The organism is uncultured Porphyromonas sp., from assembly GCF_905372525.1.
Taxonomy (GTDB): Bacteria; Bacteroidota; Bacteroidia; order Bacteroidales; family Porphyromonadaceae; genus Porphyromonas.
Genome location: NZ_CAJPPN010000002.1, coordinates 49,675 through 65,728, shown reverse-complemented (window position 1 = coordinate 65,728; position 16,054 = coordinate 49,675). Strand labels below are relative to the sequence as shown.

General features: G+C 55.0%; 14 protein-coding genes. 2 read left to right on the top strand and 12 right to left on the bottom strand.

From position 1 onward, the window contains the following. Nucleotides 1-18 precede the first annotated feature (18 nt). The 5 genes from folP to QZ170_RS00810 form a co-directional block, all read right to left on the bottom strand. The gene (gene folP / locus QZ170_RS00830; protein WP_297175920.1) at nt 19-921 is read right to left on the bottom strand and encodes a dihydropteroate synthase; all 903 of its coding nucleotides are present in this window, start codon (nt 919-921) and stop codon (nt 19-21) included. Between the two features lie 3 nt (nt 922-924). Continuing rightward, on the bottom strand, nt 925-1,491 hold the full coding sequence (locus QZ170_RS00825) for a 5-formyltetrahydrofolate cyclo-ligase (protein ID WP_297175919.1): 567 nt from the start codon (nt 1,489-1,491) through the stop codon (nt 925-927). Next, a complete protein-coding gene (locus QZ170_RS00820) occupies nt 1,470-3,134 on the bottom strand; it encodes a S41 family peptidase (RefSeq protein ID WP_297175918.1) in 1,665 nt (554 codons plus the stop codon). Before QZ170_RS00820 ends, QZ170_RS00825 begins: the two co-directional genes overlap by 22 nt. A gap of 38 nt (nt 3,135-3,172) precedes the next feature. Further along, the gene (locus QZ170_RS00815; RefSeq protein WP_297175917.1) at nt 3,173-3,610 is read right to left on the bottom strand and encodes a dCMP deaminase family protein; all 438 of its coding nucleotides are present in this window, start codon (nt 3,608-3,610) and stop codon (nt 3,173-3,175) included. A gap of 749 nt (nt 3,611-4,359) precedes the next feature. Continuing rightward, nucleotides 4,360-4,806, bottom strand: a complete 447-nt coding sequence (locus tag QZ170_RS00810) for a hypothetical protein (protein ID WP_297175916.1) — start codon at nt 4,804-4,806, stop codon at nt 4,360-4,362. Between the two features lie 410 nt (nt 4,807-5,216). Here QZ170_RS00810 and fumC point away from each other — a divergent pair, with 410 nt between their 5' ends. After that, complete coding sequence (fumC, locus tag QZ170_RS00805; RefSeq protein WP_297175915.1) at nt 5,217-6,614, top strand: class II fumarate hydratase; 1,398 nt, start codon at nt 5,217-5,219, stop codon at nt 6,612-6,614. A 95-nt stretch (nt 6,615-6,709) separates the two neighbouring features. Here fumC and QZ170_RS00800 read toward each other — a convergent pair whose 3' ends face one another. The 4 genes from QZ170_RS00800 to QZ170_RS00785 are packed head-to-tail and all read right to left on the bottom strand — an operon-like array spanning nt 6,710 to nt 11,356. Continuing rightward, complete coding sequence (locus tag QZ170_RS00800) at nt 6,710-8,638, bottom strand: ABC-F family ATP-binding cassette domain-containing protein (RefSeq protein WP_297175914.1); 1,929 nt, start codon at nt 8,636-8,638, stop codon at nt 6,710-6,712. Then, the gene (locus QZ170_RS00795; protein ID WP_297175913.1) at nt 8,638-9,306 is read right to left on the bottom strand and encodes a hypothetical protein; all 669 of its coding nucleotides are present in this window, start codon (nt 9,304-9,306) and stop codon (nt 8,638-8,640) included. Before QZ170_RS00795 ends, QZ170_RS00800 begins: the two co-directional genes overlap by 1 nt. Beyond that, complete coding sequence (locus tag QZ170_RS00790; RefSeq protein ID WP_297175912.1) at nt 9,306-9,974, bottom strand: DUF4230 domain-containing protein; 669 nt, start codon at nt 9,972-9,974, stop codon at nt 9,306-9,308. The genes QZ170_RS00795 and QZ170_RS00790 overlap by 1 nt, the downstream gene beginning before the upstream one ends. A gap of 29 nt (nt 9,975-10,003) precedes the next feature. Then, complete coding sequence (locus tag QZ170_RS00785) at nt 10,004-11,356, bottom strand: NAD(P)/FAD-dependent oxidoreductase (RefSeq protein ID WP_297175911.1); 1,353 nt, start codon at nt 11,354-11,356, stop codon at nt 10,004-10,006. A 425-nt stretch (nt 11,357-11,781) separates the two neighbouring features. Between QZ170_RS00785 and QZ170_RS00780 the strand changes: the two genes are divergently transcribed. Continuing rightward, a complete protein-coding gene (locus QZ170_RS00780; RefSeq protein ID WP_297175910.1) occupies nt 11,782-13,419 on the top strand; it encodes a lamin tail domain-containing protein in 1,638 nt (545 codons plus the stop codon). Nucleotides 13,420-13,684: 265 nt separating this feature from the next. Here QZ170_RS00780 and kbl read toward each other — a convergent pair whose 3' ends face one another. From kbl to coaE, 3 genes are all read right to left on the bottom strand, one after another. Continuing rightward, entirely contained in the window at nt 13,685-14,875 is a 1,191-nt protein-coding gene (gene kbl, locus QZ170_RS00775) for a glycine C-acetyltransferase (RefSeq protein ID WP_297175909.1), read from the bottom strand. 80 nt (nt 14,876-14,955) lie between these two features. After that, the gene (locus QZ170_RS00770; protein ID WP_297175908.1) at nt 14,956-15,369 is read right to left on the bottom strand and encodes a DUF5606 domain-containing protein; all 414 of its coding nucleotides are present in this window, start codon (nt 15,367-15,369) and stop codon (nt 14,956-14,958) included. Nucleotides 15,370-15,383: 14 nt separating this feature from the next. Further along, the gene (gene coaE / locus QZ170_RS00765) at nt 15,384-16,025 is read right to left on the bottom strand and encodes a dephospho-CoA kinase (protein ID WP_297175907.1); all 642 of its coding nucleotides are present in this window, start codon (nt 16,023-16,025) and stop codon (nt 15,384-15,386) included. Nucleotides 16,026-16,054: the final 29 nt, after the last annotated feature.

The following is a 16,054-nucleotide window of genomic DNA, read 5'->3' as shown; positions in this document are numbered from 1 at the left end:
CGTTTCGTTGTCGATGAGTTAGTGATCGCCCGTGTTGGTCTGAGTGTAGTAGAGAGCCTCGTCCCTTCGCTCATAGGGATGCATAGCCTCATAGAGACGTATGGCCTCGACCGCTGGAGCGACATCATGGACTCGTAGGATCTTAGCTCCCCGCTCCAGAGCGAAGCCATGTAGGATAGAGGTGCCGTTGAGAGCCTCCTCTGGGGTCTGGCCGAGTAGTCTATAGATCATACTCTTGCGAGAGATGCCCACGAGGAGTGGTTGTGGGAGTACAGTCCCTAGGTCAGACATCCGTGCCAGCAGCTCATAGTTCTGTTCTAGGGTCTTGCTGAAGCCGAAGCCTGGATCTAGGACTATATCGTGTACTCCTAGCTCAGTGAGCTGTCCTACCCTCTGGATGAAGTAGTCGATGAGGTCAAGGATGAGATCCTGATAGTCTGTCTGCTCGCCCATGGTCTGCGGTGTCCCCCTCATATGCATGAGGATATAGGGCACTTGTAGTTCTGCTATCGTTGGGTACATCTGGGGGTCAAGAGCCCCTCCCGATATATCATTGATCATCGCTACCCCGTACTCCTGCACAGCCCATCGTGCGACGTCTGCCCTGAAGGTATCTACGGATACGGGGAGTGCTGGATACTCATCACGGAGTATCCGTAGGGCTGGAGCTAGACGCCTCATCTCTTCTTGCGCACTGACTTCCTCGGCTCCAGGGCGGGAGCTGTATGCTCCGAGGTCAGCTATCGAAGCCCCCTCTCTCAGGAGGGTATCGATACGAGTCCTCAGCTCCTGCTCCCCTGCGATACGGCTCGTAGAGTAGAAGGAGTCTGGGGTGACGTTGATGATCCCCATGACGACAGCTCGCTCTAGGGAGAGGAGCTGACCAGAGAGATTGAGCGTAAGATGATCGGGTCGATACATTGCCTAGTGGAGCGGGTAATATACGTGATCCATGGGTAGATCCCAGGGGTCGGTAGGGAGGTGGTCGGGGCGTAGTAAGCCAAAGCTTACGCCTAGGCGCCCGGCTCTTGTCCGAGCTAAGTAGCGATCGTAGTAGCCCTTCCCTCTACCTAGACGAAAGCCCTCACGGTCAAAGGCTAGTGCTGGGATGATCAGTAGGTCTAGTTCCTCGGGGGCTACAGCTCCCTGCTCTAGGGTGGGCTCGTAGAGGCCGAAGCTCTTCGACCGCTCTAACGAGTCCCAGGAGACGAAGGGATAGAAAGCCATCTCTACCTCCCCTAGTACTCGGGGAAGGTAGATGGACTTCGTCCCCACTGACTCATCGATGAGCACCCGAAGATCGGGCTCATCAGGGAGGGCAGAGTAGAGCCCTACATGCTTCGCCTCGCACCAGAGCGGATCCTGGCGAAGTTGCTCTACGATGGAGCGACTCCACTGTACTCGGTCGGTCTCGGTGATACGCTCTCGCCCTAGGGCTCGTAGCCTGCGACGGAGGCTCTGCTTGGTGTCTATCGCTTCGTTGGCTTCCATGCTGCGGAGGTGAGGCATTCGAGGGCACGTAGTACCTCGGGGTCGTGCTCGTTGCGGATACGATAGTAGAGATCCTTATCTCCTCCGATCATATCGGCGATGAGGGCAACGAGGTCTCGCTTGAGGTTGAGGAACGACTCCTGTAGAAGCCCTGGACGCTGAGCTACACCGTGCAGCTGGGCGAAGGAGGCATAGCTATAGACGATCTGATCCCCTATGCTCCATAGGTAGTCTGAGAGCTCCTTTGCCGAGGGATATGCTGCTAGACGGGAGCGGTTCGCATCAGCATAGGTGAAGGCAAACTGGGAGAGTGTCCCTGAGCGGAGCAGACGTAGATAGTAGGTATTGATCCCTGTACTATCTCGTGGCACAAAGATGTCGGGGGTGATCCCGCCACCACCGTAGACGACACGTCCCATACGGGTGTAGTACTTGGTCGTATCAGGATTGGCGATGCTGTCGGCCGAGAAGAGCTCCCCGTGGATGTATCGCTCCTCGATATCATCTACATAGGCCTCGAGTCCCCGAGCGTAGCTCTTCTGTATGCTCCTGCCCGAGGGAGTATAGTAGCGGGCTACAGTTAGGCGTACGACGGAGCTATCCCCGAGGGTGAAGGGGACCTGTACGAGCCCCTTACCGAAGGTGCGCCTACCTATGATCTGGGCACGATCTAGGTCTTGCATCGCTCCGGCAAAGATCTCGCTGGAGCTGGCGCTATTCTCATTGACGAGGACAGAGATGGGGATATTCTTGAGGCGTCCATCTCGGGCGGTCTTGAAGTCCTCTCGGGGATAGTGTGCCCCTTGGTTGTAGAGCATCAGATCACCCTGGTTCAGGAACTCACTGGCCAGCGCAGTCGCAGCCTGTAGGTAGCCCCCACCATTGTCTCTCAGATCGATGAGGATCCGATCGACTCCTTGTGCAGCATGCTCTGCGTAGGCTTGCTGGAACTCTAATGGAGTCTGTGCCCCCCACTTATTGAGGCGTACATAGAGGACTCGTGGACGGATCATATATGCTGCGTCGATCGTGGTCACGGGCACTAAGCCTCGTACGACTGAGCAGTCGAAGACCTTCTCTCCCCGCTTGACTAGTAGGTGCACGACCGTATCCTCTGGCCCCTTGAGTACCTTCATGACCTCATCCGAGGAGATCGAGTCTCGGGTCAGTGTACTGGCATCAGCCCTTAGTATCCTGTCTCCAGGCTGGAGGCCAGCTCGCTCACTAGGTCCGCCCTCGATGACTCGTACCACGACGACCGTATCAAGGAGTGTATTGAACTGGATGCCGATCCCAGCGAAGGATCCCTCGAGTCCCTCCGTCTCCTGACGATTGAGCTCGGCACTGAGGTAGACCGAATGGGGATCGAGCTGAGAGAGGATGAAGGGGATGGACTGCTCCTCAATACTATCGAGGTTTACAGAATCGACGTAGAAGCGCTCAATGAGGCCAAAGATCTGTCCCAACTTGCCGGAGTACCCTCGCCTACCTCCTATCCCTAGGAAGACCGAGGTGAAGACACCGAAGAGGAAGATGATGCAGACGATAGCGATATAGGCTAGGGTGCGTAGGAGTCGTCCGCGTCGAGGATGCTGGGGTGCCTCTGGCACAGGGCTCGTGGAGTGAGTAGAGTCTGGTTGCATAGATTCAGCCTAATAAAGTGATGGGGTGTGAGCTCTCCTCAGAGGCTCTCTAGGGGAATATGGTCTACGGTGATCCCGGCTCGCTTCAGGAGGTCAATGCCATCCTGTAGTCGGTATTCAATGCTGTAGACGACACGCACGATGTGGCTCTGGATAATGAGCTTGGCACACTCGATGCAGGGGGCATCCGTGACATAGACGGTAGCTCCAGAACTGTCGTTAGTACTGCTGGCCAGCTTGGTGATCGCGTTTGCCTCAGCGTGTAGGACATAGAGCTTGGTCTGCCCCTCCTCGTCCTCGCAGATGTTCTCGAAGCCTACGGGGGTACCATTGTATCCATCGGAGATGATGCTCTTATCCTTGACGATGAGGGCACCGACCTTTCTTCGCTCGCAATAGGAGTTCTCAGCCCAGATACGAGCCATACGGAGATACCGCTTATCTAGGGCGAGCTGCTTCTCCTCAATAGTCGTCATTGTCTATCTTGTCGTATTGCGTTAATGCCGTTACGTTCGGACAAAGATACGGCTTTGTCCTCACAAAGGGACTCCCGAGGAAGATATTGCCTGAGCAGAGGCCCGAAATCATTAGAGGTCGAAGGCAAAGTGCTCAAGGAGCATACATCGAAGATCGGAGCATCTGTACCCTAGGTATGTACGTACCAGATATATATGTACTACTAGGGAGGGAAAGGTGTACACGTGTGTACACTATAGTGTACTCATGTGTACACAACTGTATACCCACGTGTACACCACCTCGCTCTAAGTATGTCCTCGGTAGGGCTCTGGTGTACCTGGTTCTCGAGACTAAATCTAAGCGCTCCCGAGACATGGCTAGGAAACCCTTGACATGAAATAATACCCCCAAAAGAGTGGGGCATACTAGGATAGATTACGTCTTGACCCTAGATAGGGACACGTCCTAGGCGAAGGGCTGTAGGGGGAGGGAAGTAGGGAGGGATGCTGGTTGAAAATCCGCCCTCGTAGCGCTCTCTGCGTCGGACGTGCCGAGAGGGATAGGAGAGGATATACCGAGAAGAGGAGGATAGGATACATAACGTTCGCCCCCGTCACCTACGTAAGGTGACGGGGGCGAGCATACCGTGTCCTCTGTGAGGGTGGAGAGCGTCTCCTAGAGTGGGTCTGTCGGGATGTCCGAAGTGTATGATCCTGGGATGGACTATTCCACAACCCGCTCTTAGAGGTCGAGTGGGGAGGTGGGCTTACTTCTTCTTGAAGACAGCGGCCTTGAAGGAGAGGGGGACAATTATTGGCATAGGGCTGCCGTCCTGTGGCTGCATCGTGGAGGACTCAAAGTCGGCAGTGAGCTCAGAGCCAGAGAAGGCACCCTTGAAGTCCTTTATGATACTCATATCGCCGAAGGGCGTGTTGATAGCATAGTCCTTGATAAAGAGAGAATCCCCCTTGACCTCACAGTCGAGCAGATACTCTAGTTTGCGATTATAGCCCTTGGGGGTGATCTTGATCTTCACTTCCTTGGAAGAGTTGAAGTGTAGCGTGTACTGCCCCGTTTCTTCCGTCCAGCTCGTGTCTGTGAGGTGGTGCGTGTCGGGGAGGTCATTGGTCTTTTCACCTTTGCATGAGGGAAGGGAAGCTAGGGTAAGTAGCCCTAGGAGTAGGGCAGAGAATGATGCTTTGCGCAGTAGCATACTCAGTTGTTATTTAGTGGATGAATGAATACATCTATTGCGGAGGGAGCTTATCACCATGCCGTAAGGGCCTAATGTATAGTCCTCTCCCTACCGAATGCAAAGGAACAAGGAAATGCTAGGTCGTACAATCATCATATTTGGGTATTTTTCGCCTGCCTCTTCCCTATCTATGGTGATGAATAGGAGGGGGCTAGGTGCTTGGTCAAGTGCCTCATCTAGGACAAGAAGGGACGAAGGGAGTCAGTTCTTCGGTCTACCTAAAGCTATGGAGCCCAGGTAGACCAACACAACAAAAGTATAGGTAGAATGGGAGGTGAAGATAGGGTGGATAGCCGGTAATTCGTTTAGTCTTGGTACATTTGCGGTACACTAAGTGTGCATGCTGTACAACTTAAGACATATAATATATGGACTACAGAATCGAAAAGGACACCCTTGGCGAAGTCAAGGTACCCGCTGACAAGCTTTGGGGAGCACAGACAGAACGCTCTCGTAACAACTTCAAGATCGGTCGGCCAGCCTCTATGCCTCTGGACGTAATCCGTGGCTTTGCTTACCTCAAGAAGGGGGCAGCCTATGCTAACCACGAGCTCGGGGTACTCCCCGTAGAGAAGCGTGACCTCATCGCTGCTGTCTGTGATGAGATCCTCGCAGGGAAGCTGGATGACCAGTTCCCACTCGTTATCTGGCAGACGGGCTCGGGGACGCAGAGCAACATGAACGTGAACGAGGTCATCGCCAACCGTGCACACCAGCTAGCAGGGAAGGTGATCGGGGAAGGAGAAAAGACCCTACTCCCTAACGATGATGTCAATAAGTCTCAGTCCTCCAATGATACTTTCCCCACGGGGATGCATATCGCCTGCTACAAGAAGGTCGTGGAGGTAACCCTCCCAGGGCTTCGCCAGCTACATCAGGCACTTGACCGCAAGGCCAAGGAAATGGCAGACGTCGTGAAGATCGGTCGTACGCACCTCATGGATGCTACACCCCTCACCCTAGGTCAGGAGTTCAGTGGCTATGCTGCTCAGCTCGAGCATGGCATCAAGGCCATTGAGAACACCCTCCCACACCTAGCAGAGCTAGCCCTCGGCGGTACAGCGGTCGGTACGGGTCTCAATACCCCTAAGGGCTATGATGTCGTGGTCGCACGTCATATCGCAGAGTTCACAGGCCTACCCTTCGTCACGGCTAAGAACAAGTTCGAGGCACTCGCAGCCCACGATGCCATCGTAGAGAGCCATGGCGCCCTGAAGCAGGTAGCAGTAGCCCTGAATAAGATCGCAAACGATATCCGCCTCCTCGCCTCTGGCCCTCGTAGCGGTATCGGTGAGATCATCATCCCCGCCAACGAGCCCGGCTCCTCCATCATGCCCGGCAAGGTGAACCCCACACAGTGCGAGGCTATGACGATGGTCTGTGCTCAGGTCGCAGGGAACGATACGACGATCTCTGTGGCTGGAATGCAGGGACACTTCGAGCTCAACGTCTTCAAGCCTGTCATGGCTGCCAACTTCCTAGAGAGTGCACAGCTCCTAGGTGATGCCGCAGTCTCCTTCGATATCCACTGCGTATCAGGTGTAGAGCCTAACCACCCCCGCATCAAGGAGCTACTCAATAACTCCCTCATGCTCGTCACGGCACTCAATACCCATATCGGCTACTACAAGGCCGCTGAGATCGCCAATGCTGCTCACCGCAACGGCACAACGCTCAAGGAAGAAGCTCTTCGTCTAGGCTACGTCAGCGAGGAAGACTTCGACAAGTGGGTACGTCCAGAGGATATGGTTCATCCTCTCGACTAAGGGTTACCCTAGACAAAAAGAGGAGCCTGTACCCCCGTGGGATACAGGCTCCTTTACTTTTCTATGACCTCGAGTATAGTGAGGGGATATTGCCCTTACTGCTCGAGCTGTAGGCTGAGCTCCTCCCATCGGGAGAGGACAGTCTCTTGCTCTTCCTTGAGCTGACGATAGCGGTCAAAGAGAGCCTGGTCTGTGGCATGCTCTGGTAGGACGAGCTTAGCCTCTAGCTCCTGTAGCTCGGTATCAATCACCTCACTTCGATCCTCAGTAGAGCGTAGCTCTCGCTCTAGGGCTCTGCGCTCCTTGGCCGCCTCCTTCTGTCGCTGGTAGTCTTCTGCCCCAGTCGTGCTACTGGTGGGCTTGACCTCACTAGATGATGCTCCTGCACGGGGAGTGCTTGGGGTGGTATTGTCCTCTCGATCGCGCTTCTCTAGCCAGTCGTAGATCCCGCCTATATGCTCCGTGACCTTGCCTGAGCGGAACTCGTAGACACGGGATACTAGACCATCAAGGAACACTCGGTCGTGCGAGACAATAATCACCGTACCAGAGAAGCGGAGGATAGCCTCCTTGAGGACTTCCTTGGAGCGGATATCTAGGTGGTTCGTGGGTTCGTCTAGGATGAGTAGGTTGGCAGGGCGTAGTAGGAGCTTGATGAGGGCTACTCGTCCCCGCTCCCCTCCGCTTAGTACGGATACCTTCTTCTCAGACTCCTCTCCACCGAACATAAAGGCTCCCAGTAGGTCGTTGATCCTAGTCCTGATCTCACCCTGAGCCTCTCTATCGATCGTCTCGTAGACGGTGTAATCACCATTGAGCTCTTGGCTCTGAGTTTGGGCGAAGTAGCCCACCTCTACATTGTGCCCTAAGCGTAGAGTGCCCGTATAGTCCGAGATCTCTCCCATGATACACTTGATGAGGGTGGACTTACCCGATCCGTTCTTCCCTACGAAGGCTACTTTCTCACCCCGCTCAATGGTCATATTCGCGTCTGAGAAGACGGTATGTGCCCCATAGCTCTTGGTGAGCCCCTCGATGATCACGGGGTAAGCTCCCGAGGTAATCGCTGGGAGGAAAGAGAAGTGCATCGCCTTGCGGTCAATGTCCTCGATCTGGATACGCTCTACCTTGGCCAGCTGCTTCAGTCGGCTCTGTACCTGCACGGCCTTGGTGGCCTTGTAGCGGAAGCGCTCGATGAAGTCCTCGGTAGCTTGTAGCTCCTTCTGCTGGTTCTCGTAGGCACGCCTCTGCTGCTCTAGTCGCTCCTCTCTGAGGGTGAGGTAATGGCTGTAGTTCGTCTTGTAGTCGTAGAGCCTACCTAGCTCTATCTCCAGAGTCCTATTGGTCGTAGCGTCAATGAAGGCTCGGTCGTGCGAGATGAGTACAAGGGCGGATGAACCAGAGGCGATGAATCGCTCAAGCCAACGGATTGACTCGATGTCCAAGTGGTTTGTCGGCTCGTCCAAGAGGAGGACATCAGGACGCTGCAGCAGTATCTTGGCTAGCTCAATACGCATACGCCATCCCCCCGAGAACTCACTAGTGGGACGCTCAAAGTCTGTACGCTCAAAGCCCAGTCCGAGTAGTGTACGCTCGATGTCCGCCTGTATGCTACCACTAGACTGCATCAGCAGGAGGTCGGAGCGCTGAGCATGTCGCTCGATGAGCTCCATATATTCGTCACTTTCGTAGTCGGTACGTGTTGCCATCTCTTGGGCTAGACGCTCCACCTCCTGCTCCAGCTCTGTGATGTGGTTGAAGACCTGCTGACATTCAGCGAGGACTGTCCGCTCATCACTCATCTGCATGACCTGCGGTAGGTAACCTATGCGTATGTCCTTAGGACGAGAGATAGAGCCCTCTGTAGGCTCGTCTATCCCAGCTAGGAGCTTCAGAAGGGTAGACTTCCCTGCTCCATTCTTCCCCACTAGGGCTATACGCTCCTTGGCAGAGATGACGAAGGATATATCCTCGAAGAGGGGCTTAGCCCCGAAGTATACTGAGACGTTATTGGCGCTAATCATTATGGAGTGGTGATGGGGGCAGATGTGTGGGTGGGGAAGGCGGTAGATGGCTTAGGTAGGGTTGCCTCCCCCGGGATCAGGACCTCCTCAACCACGATGATTGGGCGTCCCGGTAAGAGTGCTGCGATGAGCTGCTGGAGCTGCCCCCGAGCCTCTAGTTTCGCCTGGGGTAGGAAGCGTGGATCACCGTCAATATCAGCATGTGCCTGAGAGAGGATCTTGGTCTCTAGTTCTTGGGTAGCCGTCCGGTCAGAGGTGGGCTCGGGATGGATACCGAAGATGGACTTAGCCATATAGTAGTACTTGATCGAGTGCGTGCCATTAGGCCTACGCCCTAGCTCCACCTGAGGCATCGGGAGGGAGACATAGAGTGTATCGCCCTGCCCCTGCTGGATGTGGAGTCGCTCTAGGTCGAACTTGACGTAGGCTACTAGGTCAGCTACGCCCTCGGCCATATAGGAGCCCGAATAGGCCTTGACGGACTGACGGTAGGTAATCTCCTGGGTGATGAGCCGTAGCCGCTGGGTGATCTTGGCTTGTAGCTCTACGGGGGTGATCTGAGGCTCCTTGGCCTTCTCCGCGGTGTAGGAGTGGTAGAGGTAGAGTGCTACCCCGACCAAGAGGAGGATGAGAATGAGGATCAGCAGGAGTGTACGGAGTGCTTTCATCACTTAGTCTTGGAGGTTGGGGTGAAGGAGGGATTGCGGGTACTCTCGGCCTCATCGCTAGGTGAGAGGGTGACTCGGATACGTACCCCGAGCTGCTGCATCATCTCAGAGAGCTTGCTCTCTGCTGCAGCGCGGGCATCAGCCAGGAGTTGAGGGCGTACCTGTTGGAGAGCATCGTCGAGGATCTTGTTTACCTTGGTACGCTGTCGCTGTAGGAGCTCCTCGATCTCGTTCTCCGTGAGGCGCGAACGCATCGGGTCTGCCTCCTTACTCACGGCACGGTGCATGGACTCTAGTTCCCTCGTGACTTCTATGGGTGGGAGGACAAGGTCGATAACGCTATCGTTGCGCTGTCGGATCATCTGCTCAGTGAGCAGCCTAAGGTCGCAGTAGGCCGAGGCTTGGCTAACAATCTCTACCTTGGTCTCTCTGCTCCCAAGGAGACGCTTCCAGCCGAGAAACCCGTCTTGCCTTGGGTCTAAGGCAAGGGTCGTACGTAGTTCGCTTGTGGCCAGCTCTAGGCGTGAGAGGCTCTGGGCTTGCGTGAGTAGGACTTGTACAGGGGGAGTCTCCTGCTCTTTCTTTCCTCCGCTACAGGAGCAGAGGAGGCCGAGGAGGATAAGGAATAGTCCCGACACACGGCGGATGAGAGTGTCTATTATATACATGATGAGTATGGTGTTACGGGGGATACTCTCTACTTGTGTGGCGGGCAGTCCTCGTCATGTGGGCGCTCCTTGAGCTCTCTCTGTAGCCTCTGGTGGTAGGGCTCTACAGGGACATTACGCTTGAGGATTAGGCGGAGCGAGCGGTCGTAGGTGACGTAGTTCCATATCCAGTTCAGCAGGACGACGACCTTATTACGGACAGAGAGGATCGAGCGAAGGTGGACTACGAGCCAAAGTACCCAGGCTGTGAAGCCTCCCCACTTAGCCTTACCTATCTCGGCCACGGCACGGTTACGTCCGATCGTAGCCATAGAGCCAAGGTCTCGGTAGCGGAAGGGGGACTCGGGCTGGTTCTGTAGACGAGCCTTGAGGTTGTGGGCTAGGAACTTGGCCTGCTGTAGTGCTACCTGAGCCAGCTGTGGGTGTCCGTTCGGATACTTGGGATCTGCAGTCATGAGACTCTGGTCCCCGATAGCAAAGATGTTTGTCAGCCCGAGCACCTGGCTATGCTCATCTACTAGGATACGCCTGCCCCGACCGAGTGTCTCTGCGCTGATCCCTTCGATCGTGTTGGCGACGATACCACTGACCCAGATGACAGTACGAGTCTGCATCTCTGTCCCATCACTTAGGGTAAGGGTCTTCCCATCATAGCCCGAGACCATCGTACCTGTATGGATCTCTACTCCGAGCTCAGCGAGTCCCCGAGCCGCTGTCTCAGAGCTCTTCTCACTCATCGCCTGTAGGAGTCGTGGCGAGGCATCCAGGAGATGTATGCGGAAGAGCGAAGAGTCGAGATAAGGATAGTCCTTGGGCAGTACGTACCGCTTCATCTCTGCGAGTGCCCCTGCGATCTCTACCCCTGAGGGGCCGCCCCCGACGATCGCTACCGTGAGGAGTGCGTCACGCCGTGCCTCATCGTCAGAGACCAAGGCCTTCTCAATGTTTTGTAAGAGGATATTGCGTAGGTTGATGGCCTCATAGAGGGTCTTCATCGGGAGGCTATGGCGTGCGACCTCCTCGTTACCGAAGAAGTTGGTCGTCCCGCCACAGGCTAGTACGAGATAGTCATAGGGTACCTCACCTACAGAGGTGATGAGGACACTACGAAGAGTGTCTACACCCTCTACCTCGGCCATGCGAAAGAGGAAGTTCTTTTTCTTACGGAAGGCTGAACGGAAGGGGAAGGCGATGGAGCTCGGCTCTAGCCCCGAGGAGGCTACTTGATAGATCAGCGGGGGGAACTGATGATAGTTATGATGGTCAATGAGTACGACTTGGAAGAGGTCACTATCTAGGCTCTGTGCGAGCTTGAGCCCACCGAAGCCTCCACCTGCTATCACTACCCTGGGGAGCGAAGACTGAGGAATATTGATACTCATAGTGCGCTATACTTTATTATGAGATGAACTTAAAATATACACTAAAACAATTCAATGCCCGTATAATGTTTCGTCCGCAGACTATATCTTCTCCCCCTGCTAAAGACTCAAGGACTGAGCTTCTCCTAGGCGAGAGGATAGGGCTATACCCGTGACCTCTCCCCCTTGTTAGACCCAGAGGAGAACGTACGACCTCTCGCGGATATTCCGCTGATATTTTGCCGTGTCGTAGATCGTTGGTAGATTTGCTCTATCAATCATTGAATAAGCAGTTTCCTAAGTGAAAGACCTATCCCTATCCCGAGACCCAGAGTCTCCTCCCTCCACCGTATCACATAGGCTCTAGTAAGCCCTAGTCTACTCCCTGTCCTCCTGAGGGCTCTTCCCCCTCTCGTATATCCCTCTCATACCACACACACAAGACCATGCGTCTATCTACCTATCTACTCTGCCTCCTACTATCTGTAGGCCTCCCCCTCAGAGCTCAGATCTGGGAACCCGATCTCGGAGGTGAAGGTATTGAGCCCCCGGCCCCGACGTGGCGACTAGATCGTAGCCACTTTCGCCTCCAAGGTGGAGCTATTCAGCTCCACGCTCCTATCCCTAAGTCTCGTGGACTGAGCGTCCTCTCTACCTCTACGGTCTTGCCTCGGTCTCCTCGCTTTGAGGGGAGACTACGTTGGCAGGTACCCCCCTCCTCGGCGAACTGTAGCTATGTCCTATTATGCTGCCTCTCCCAGCAGGGAGATACCTACGACTATGTAGCACTCTCCATCGGTGGCATGCACTATGGTGTTGCCCTCGTCACCCTCTCCTTGAGACTCAGAGCAGAGGGGAGCTCACCCCAGATTAGCTATCATGAGACTAAGACCCTCATTGAGGAGGAAGGGGATGCCTCGGCTCATGTCTCCTGCCTAGACTATCGGGTGGATTATCATGAGGGGGTGGGCTGGAGACTTGAGGTGGCTTTCCCCACCAAGGAGGGTCAACGGCTACTCGTCGGGACAAATAAGGAATTCCAGCCCACATTCGAGCCTAAGAACTCGCTTGCTTGGGTCTGCCAATATTCAAAGAAGAATAACGAGGCCTGGCAACTCAGCCAGCTACGTATCTCCTCTGCCCTCACGGGGGAAAAAGATCCTCCGAAACCCCAACCCCAACCTCGCCCCGAGCCTCAGCCCAACCCTGATCCCCCCGCCACTCCTGATCCGAAGCCTACACCGTCTATAGATACCCGTGCGGGGCATCATGTGATCCTCTCTGAGATCATGCCTCACCCCCAGAAGGAAGGAGCAGAGTACATAGAGCTACATAACCCTACAGACGAGCCCCTAGCTCTCTCTCCCTACCGGCTCGTCGTAGGACGGGATGCCGAGACGGTCTCGGTCATCTCGCTTCCCGACGTCTCACTCCTCCCGCACACGTTCGTCGTCCTTACGAGTAATCCCTCCTCTCTGATGGCTCTCTATGACCTCCCCGCTCAGGGGGTACTCGAGGTCGCTCTTCCCCGCCTACCTGATCGAGCCGGTGTGGCTGGTCTAATCGATGCCAAGGGGCAGACGATCGATGCTGGTAGCTACGATACCGCACGTCTACCCCGTGGGATGAAGTCCAAGGCTGGGATAGCCTGGGAGCGTGTCGATCCCCTACATGACGACGAGGGTGCTACCAACTGGCTACCGGCACGTGTCACTCAGAACTATGCAACACCAGGGCGAGCTAATTCGCTCTGGGGCAAAGGCCCCGCAACACGAGACCCCAAGGCCTCCAATCCTAACTCCTCTACTACGCAGAGCCCAACGACCCCTGCAGAGCTCCTACAGGAGCTTCGAGCCCTCTCCGATCGGCAGATCACATGGCGGATCTATGATCTGATGGGGCGGCTCGTAGCGCAGCAGGATGAGGGGAGTCATCCGTCCAACCTGATCTCACTGCTGGAGCACCCCGAGCCGAGCCTAGAGGGCCTCCTCGGGGTACGCCGAGGGCTTCTCCTCCTCGTAGTAACCCTCTCCACGCCCAATATATCTAGGGAGCAGCGTACGATCAAGCTTTACCGCCCCTGAGTGACCCCCATTTGAGGAGCCCCCTAGAGTATCCCATTGAGTACGTATAGCCTCGCATTGGGGTGCTACGGAGCTACAGTACGAGGGTAGGTGTCCTTAGCGAAGGCGAGGATATCCATCGTAGGAGACTAGACAGAGGGAGCGGAGCACGGTTGTATGGCGTGGAGTATTGGAGTGTGGTTGTATAATGAGACAAGCCCCATAGGCCGAAACCTATGGGGCTTGTCTTATTTTTGCCCGATATGGGGTGAGAGGGATAGAGATGCTACTTCAGGGTGCCGAGCTCGCGCCCGACCTTGATGAAGGCCTCAATAGCCTTGTCGAGGTGGTGGCGTTCGTGTGCAGCGGAGAGCTGTACCCGTATACGTGCTTGCCCCTTCGGGACGACAGGGTAGTAGAAGCCTGTGACGTATATTCCTTCATCTAGGAGACGTGCTGCATACTCCTGAGAGAGCTTAGCGTCGTAGAGCATTACGGCACAGATGGCAGACTGGGTAGGCTTGATGTCGAAGCCTGCTGCGAGCATCTTGTCTCTGAAGTAGACGACGTTCTCCATGAGCTTGGTATGTAGGGCATCGCTCTCCTCGAGCATCTTGAAGACCTCTAGCCCTGCACCTACTACAGCTGGTGGGATGGAGTTGCTGAAGAGATAAGGACGAGAGCGCTGACGTAGCATATCGATTACCTCCTTAGGCCCAGTGGTGAAGCCTCCGATAGCACCGCCGAAGGCCTTACCCAGAGTCCCCGTATGGAGGTCGATACGTCCATAGCAATTGAACTGCTCAGCTACACCCCGTCCCGTAGCTCCGACGACACCTGCGGAGTGGCATTCGTCTACCATGACGAGGGCATCATACTTATCGGCAAGATCACAGATCTTATCCATAGGAGCTACGTTACCGTCCATAGAGAAGACCCCATCGGTGACGATGATACGGAAGCGTGCGGACTGAGCCTCCTGGAGTACACGCTCTAGGTCTTCCATATTGGCATTCTCATAGCGGTAGCGCTGAGCCTTGCATAGGCGCACACCATCGATGATGGAGGCGTGGTTCAGAGCATCGCTGATGATAGCATCCTCAGGGCCAAATAGAGGCTCGAAGATACCGCCATTGGCATCGAAGCAAGCTGCATAGAGGATCGTATCCTCGGTGTGGAAGTAGCGAGCGATGGCCTGCTCCAGCTCCTTGTGGATGTCCTGAGTGCCACAAATGAAGCGCACGGAGCTCATGCCGAAGCCATGGCTATCCATAGCAGCCTTGGCAGCCTGTATGAGGCGAGGGTGATCGGATAGGCCAAGGTAGTTGTTGGCGCAGAAGTTGATGACCTCCTGTCCTGTGCTGATCTTGATGTCTGCACTCTGCGGGGTGATGATGATACGTTCTCTCTTGTAGAGCCCCGCTTCATCGATGGCTTTCAGTTCCTCGGAGAGGTACTTCTTCATGCCTTTGAACATAATCTTAGACGTAATATGTATGTGTGTTAGACAGAGAGAGGGTAGCTCCCATGGTGGGAGCTACCCTCGTGAATACTTGTTTAGTGGTCTCTGGTATCCTCCTCTGCTTCGCCAAAGGACGTGATACCGGCAGAGACAAGGATATTATACCAGGTGAAGAGCTTCTTGATGTCGGATGTATAGACTCGGTCTCGATCATAGGAGGGGAGTATCTCTGCGAAGACAGACCGTAGGGCATCACCATCCTTGAGTAGGTCGTCGGTGAACGGCGCCCCAGACTGTCTCTGGTGGACACGTGTGAGGACCTCTGAGAGGGCGATATCCTCAGCGTCAGTGAACATCGATATATCTCCGAGGGACACGACGCAATCCTTGGGATGGATGGGGATACGCTGCCCTGTCTGGAGTGATTCGACGATGAGGTTATTCTTCCCCTGTGATAGGAGGCGGTAGAGTCCTGGCTTGCCAGAGACGGAGAGAATGGTCTTCAACATAACTAGATCGTTGTCTATTCTGATTTATCTTGGTGCAAATGTATATAATCTCGCGCAATCTCGGTGAGGATGTCATCGATCTGCTCCTCTAGGTCATGCGGTGGCTCATTGTAGATTGTGTAGTCGCAGCGTCGTATCATCTCCTGCTGAGGTAGCTGATGAGCCATCCGAGAGCGTATGGCCTCCTGGGGGACACCATCGCGCTGCATCGCTCGCTCTAGTCGAAGCGTGTCGGAGGCTACCACGGCGATACTATAGTCTGCGTAGGCCTCTAGCCCAGCATCTAGGAGGAGGGCACTCTCTAGGGCACATAGGCGCATATCCTCGGTGAGGAGCCCCTCCCGCCAGTGTAGGAAGTCTCGTCGCACAGCAGGGTGAACCAAGGCATTCACCTTCGCCAAAGCCTCTCGGTCACCAAAGATAATCTTAGCTAGGGCCTGGCGATCCAGTCTCCCGTCAGCCGTCCCATAGAGCTGACTGCCGAAGAGCTGTATGAGCTCCTGCCGTAGAGTGCTATCCTCGTCATAGAGTGCTTTGGCACGGCTATCGGTATCGTATACAGGTATCCCTCGCTCGGATAGGAGACTGGCTACGTAGCTCTTGCCACTGCCTATCCCCCCTGTGATCCCTAGGGTGAGGATCTTGGGCTCCACCATATTTACTCTATTATATGCCTACGTCGTTA

Coding starts and splice junctions, on each gene's coding strand:
- folP (WP_297175920.1), bottom strand. CDS start 921: ATGTATCGACCCGATCATCTTACGCTCAATCTCTCTGGTCAGCTCCTC.
- QZ170_RS00825 (WP_297175919.1), bottom strand. CDS start 1,491: ATGGAAGCCAACGAAGCGATAGACACCAAGCAGAGCCTCCGTCGCAGG.
- QZ170_RS00820 (WP_297175918.1), bottom strand. CDS start 3,134: ATGCAACCAGACTCTACTCACTCCACGAGCCCTGTGCCAGAGGCACCC.
- QZ170_RS00815 (WP_297175917.1), bottom strand. CDS start 3,610: ATGACGACTATTGAGGAGAAGCAGCTCGCCCTAGATAAGCGGTATCTC.
- QZ170_RS00810 (WP_297175916.1), bottom strand. CDS start 4,806: ATGCTACTGCGCAAAGCATCATTCTCTGCCCTACTCCTAGGGCTACTT.
- fumC (WP_297175915.1), top strand. CDS start 5,217: ATGGACTACAGAATCGAAAAGGACACCCTTGGCGAAGTCAAGGTACCC.
- QZ170_RS00800 (WP_297175914.1), bottom strand. CDS start 8,638: ATGATTAGCGCCAATAACGTCTCAGTATACTTCGGGGCTAAGCCCCTC.
- QZ170_RS00795 (WP_297175913.1), bottom strand. CDS start 9,306: ATGAAAGCACTCCGTACACTCCTGCTGATCCTCATTCTCATCCTCCTC.
- QZ170_RS00790 (WP_297175912.1), bottom strand. CDS start 9,974: ATGTATATAATAGACACTCTCATCCGCCGTGTGTCGGGACTATTCCTT.
- QZ170_RS00785 (WP_297175911.1), bottom strand. CDS start 11,356: ATGAGTATCAATATTCCTCAGTCTTCGCTCCCCAGGGTAGTGATAGCA.
- QZ170_RS00780 (WP_297175910.1), top strand. CDS start 11,782: ATGCGTCTATCTACCTATCTACTCTGCCTCCTACTATCTGTAGGCCTC.
- kbl (WP_297175909.1), bottom strand. CDS start 14,875: ATGTTCAAAGGCATGAAGAAGTACCTCTCCGAGGAACTGAAAGCCATC.
- QZ170_RS00770 (WP_297175908.1), bottom strand. CDS start 15,369: ATGTTGAAGACCATTCTCTCCGTCTCTGGCAAGCCAGGACTCTACCGC.
- coaE (WP_297175907.1), bottom strand. CDS start 16,025: ATGGTGGAGCCCAAGATCCTCACCCTAGGGATCACAGGGGGGATAGGC.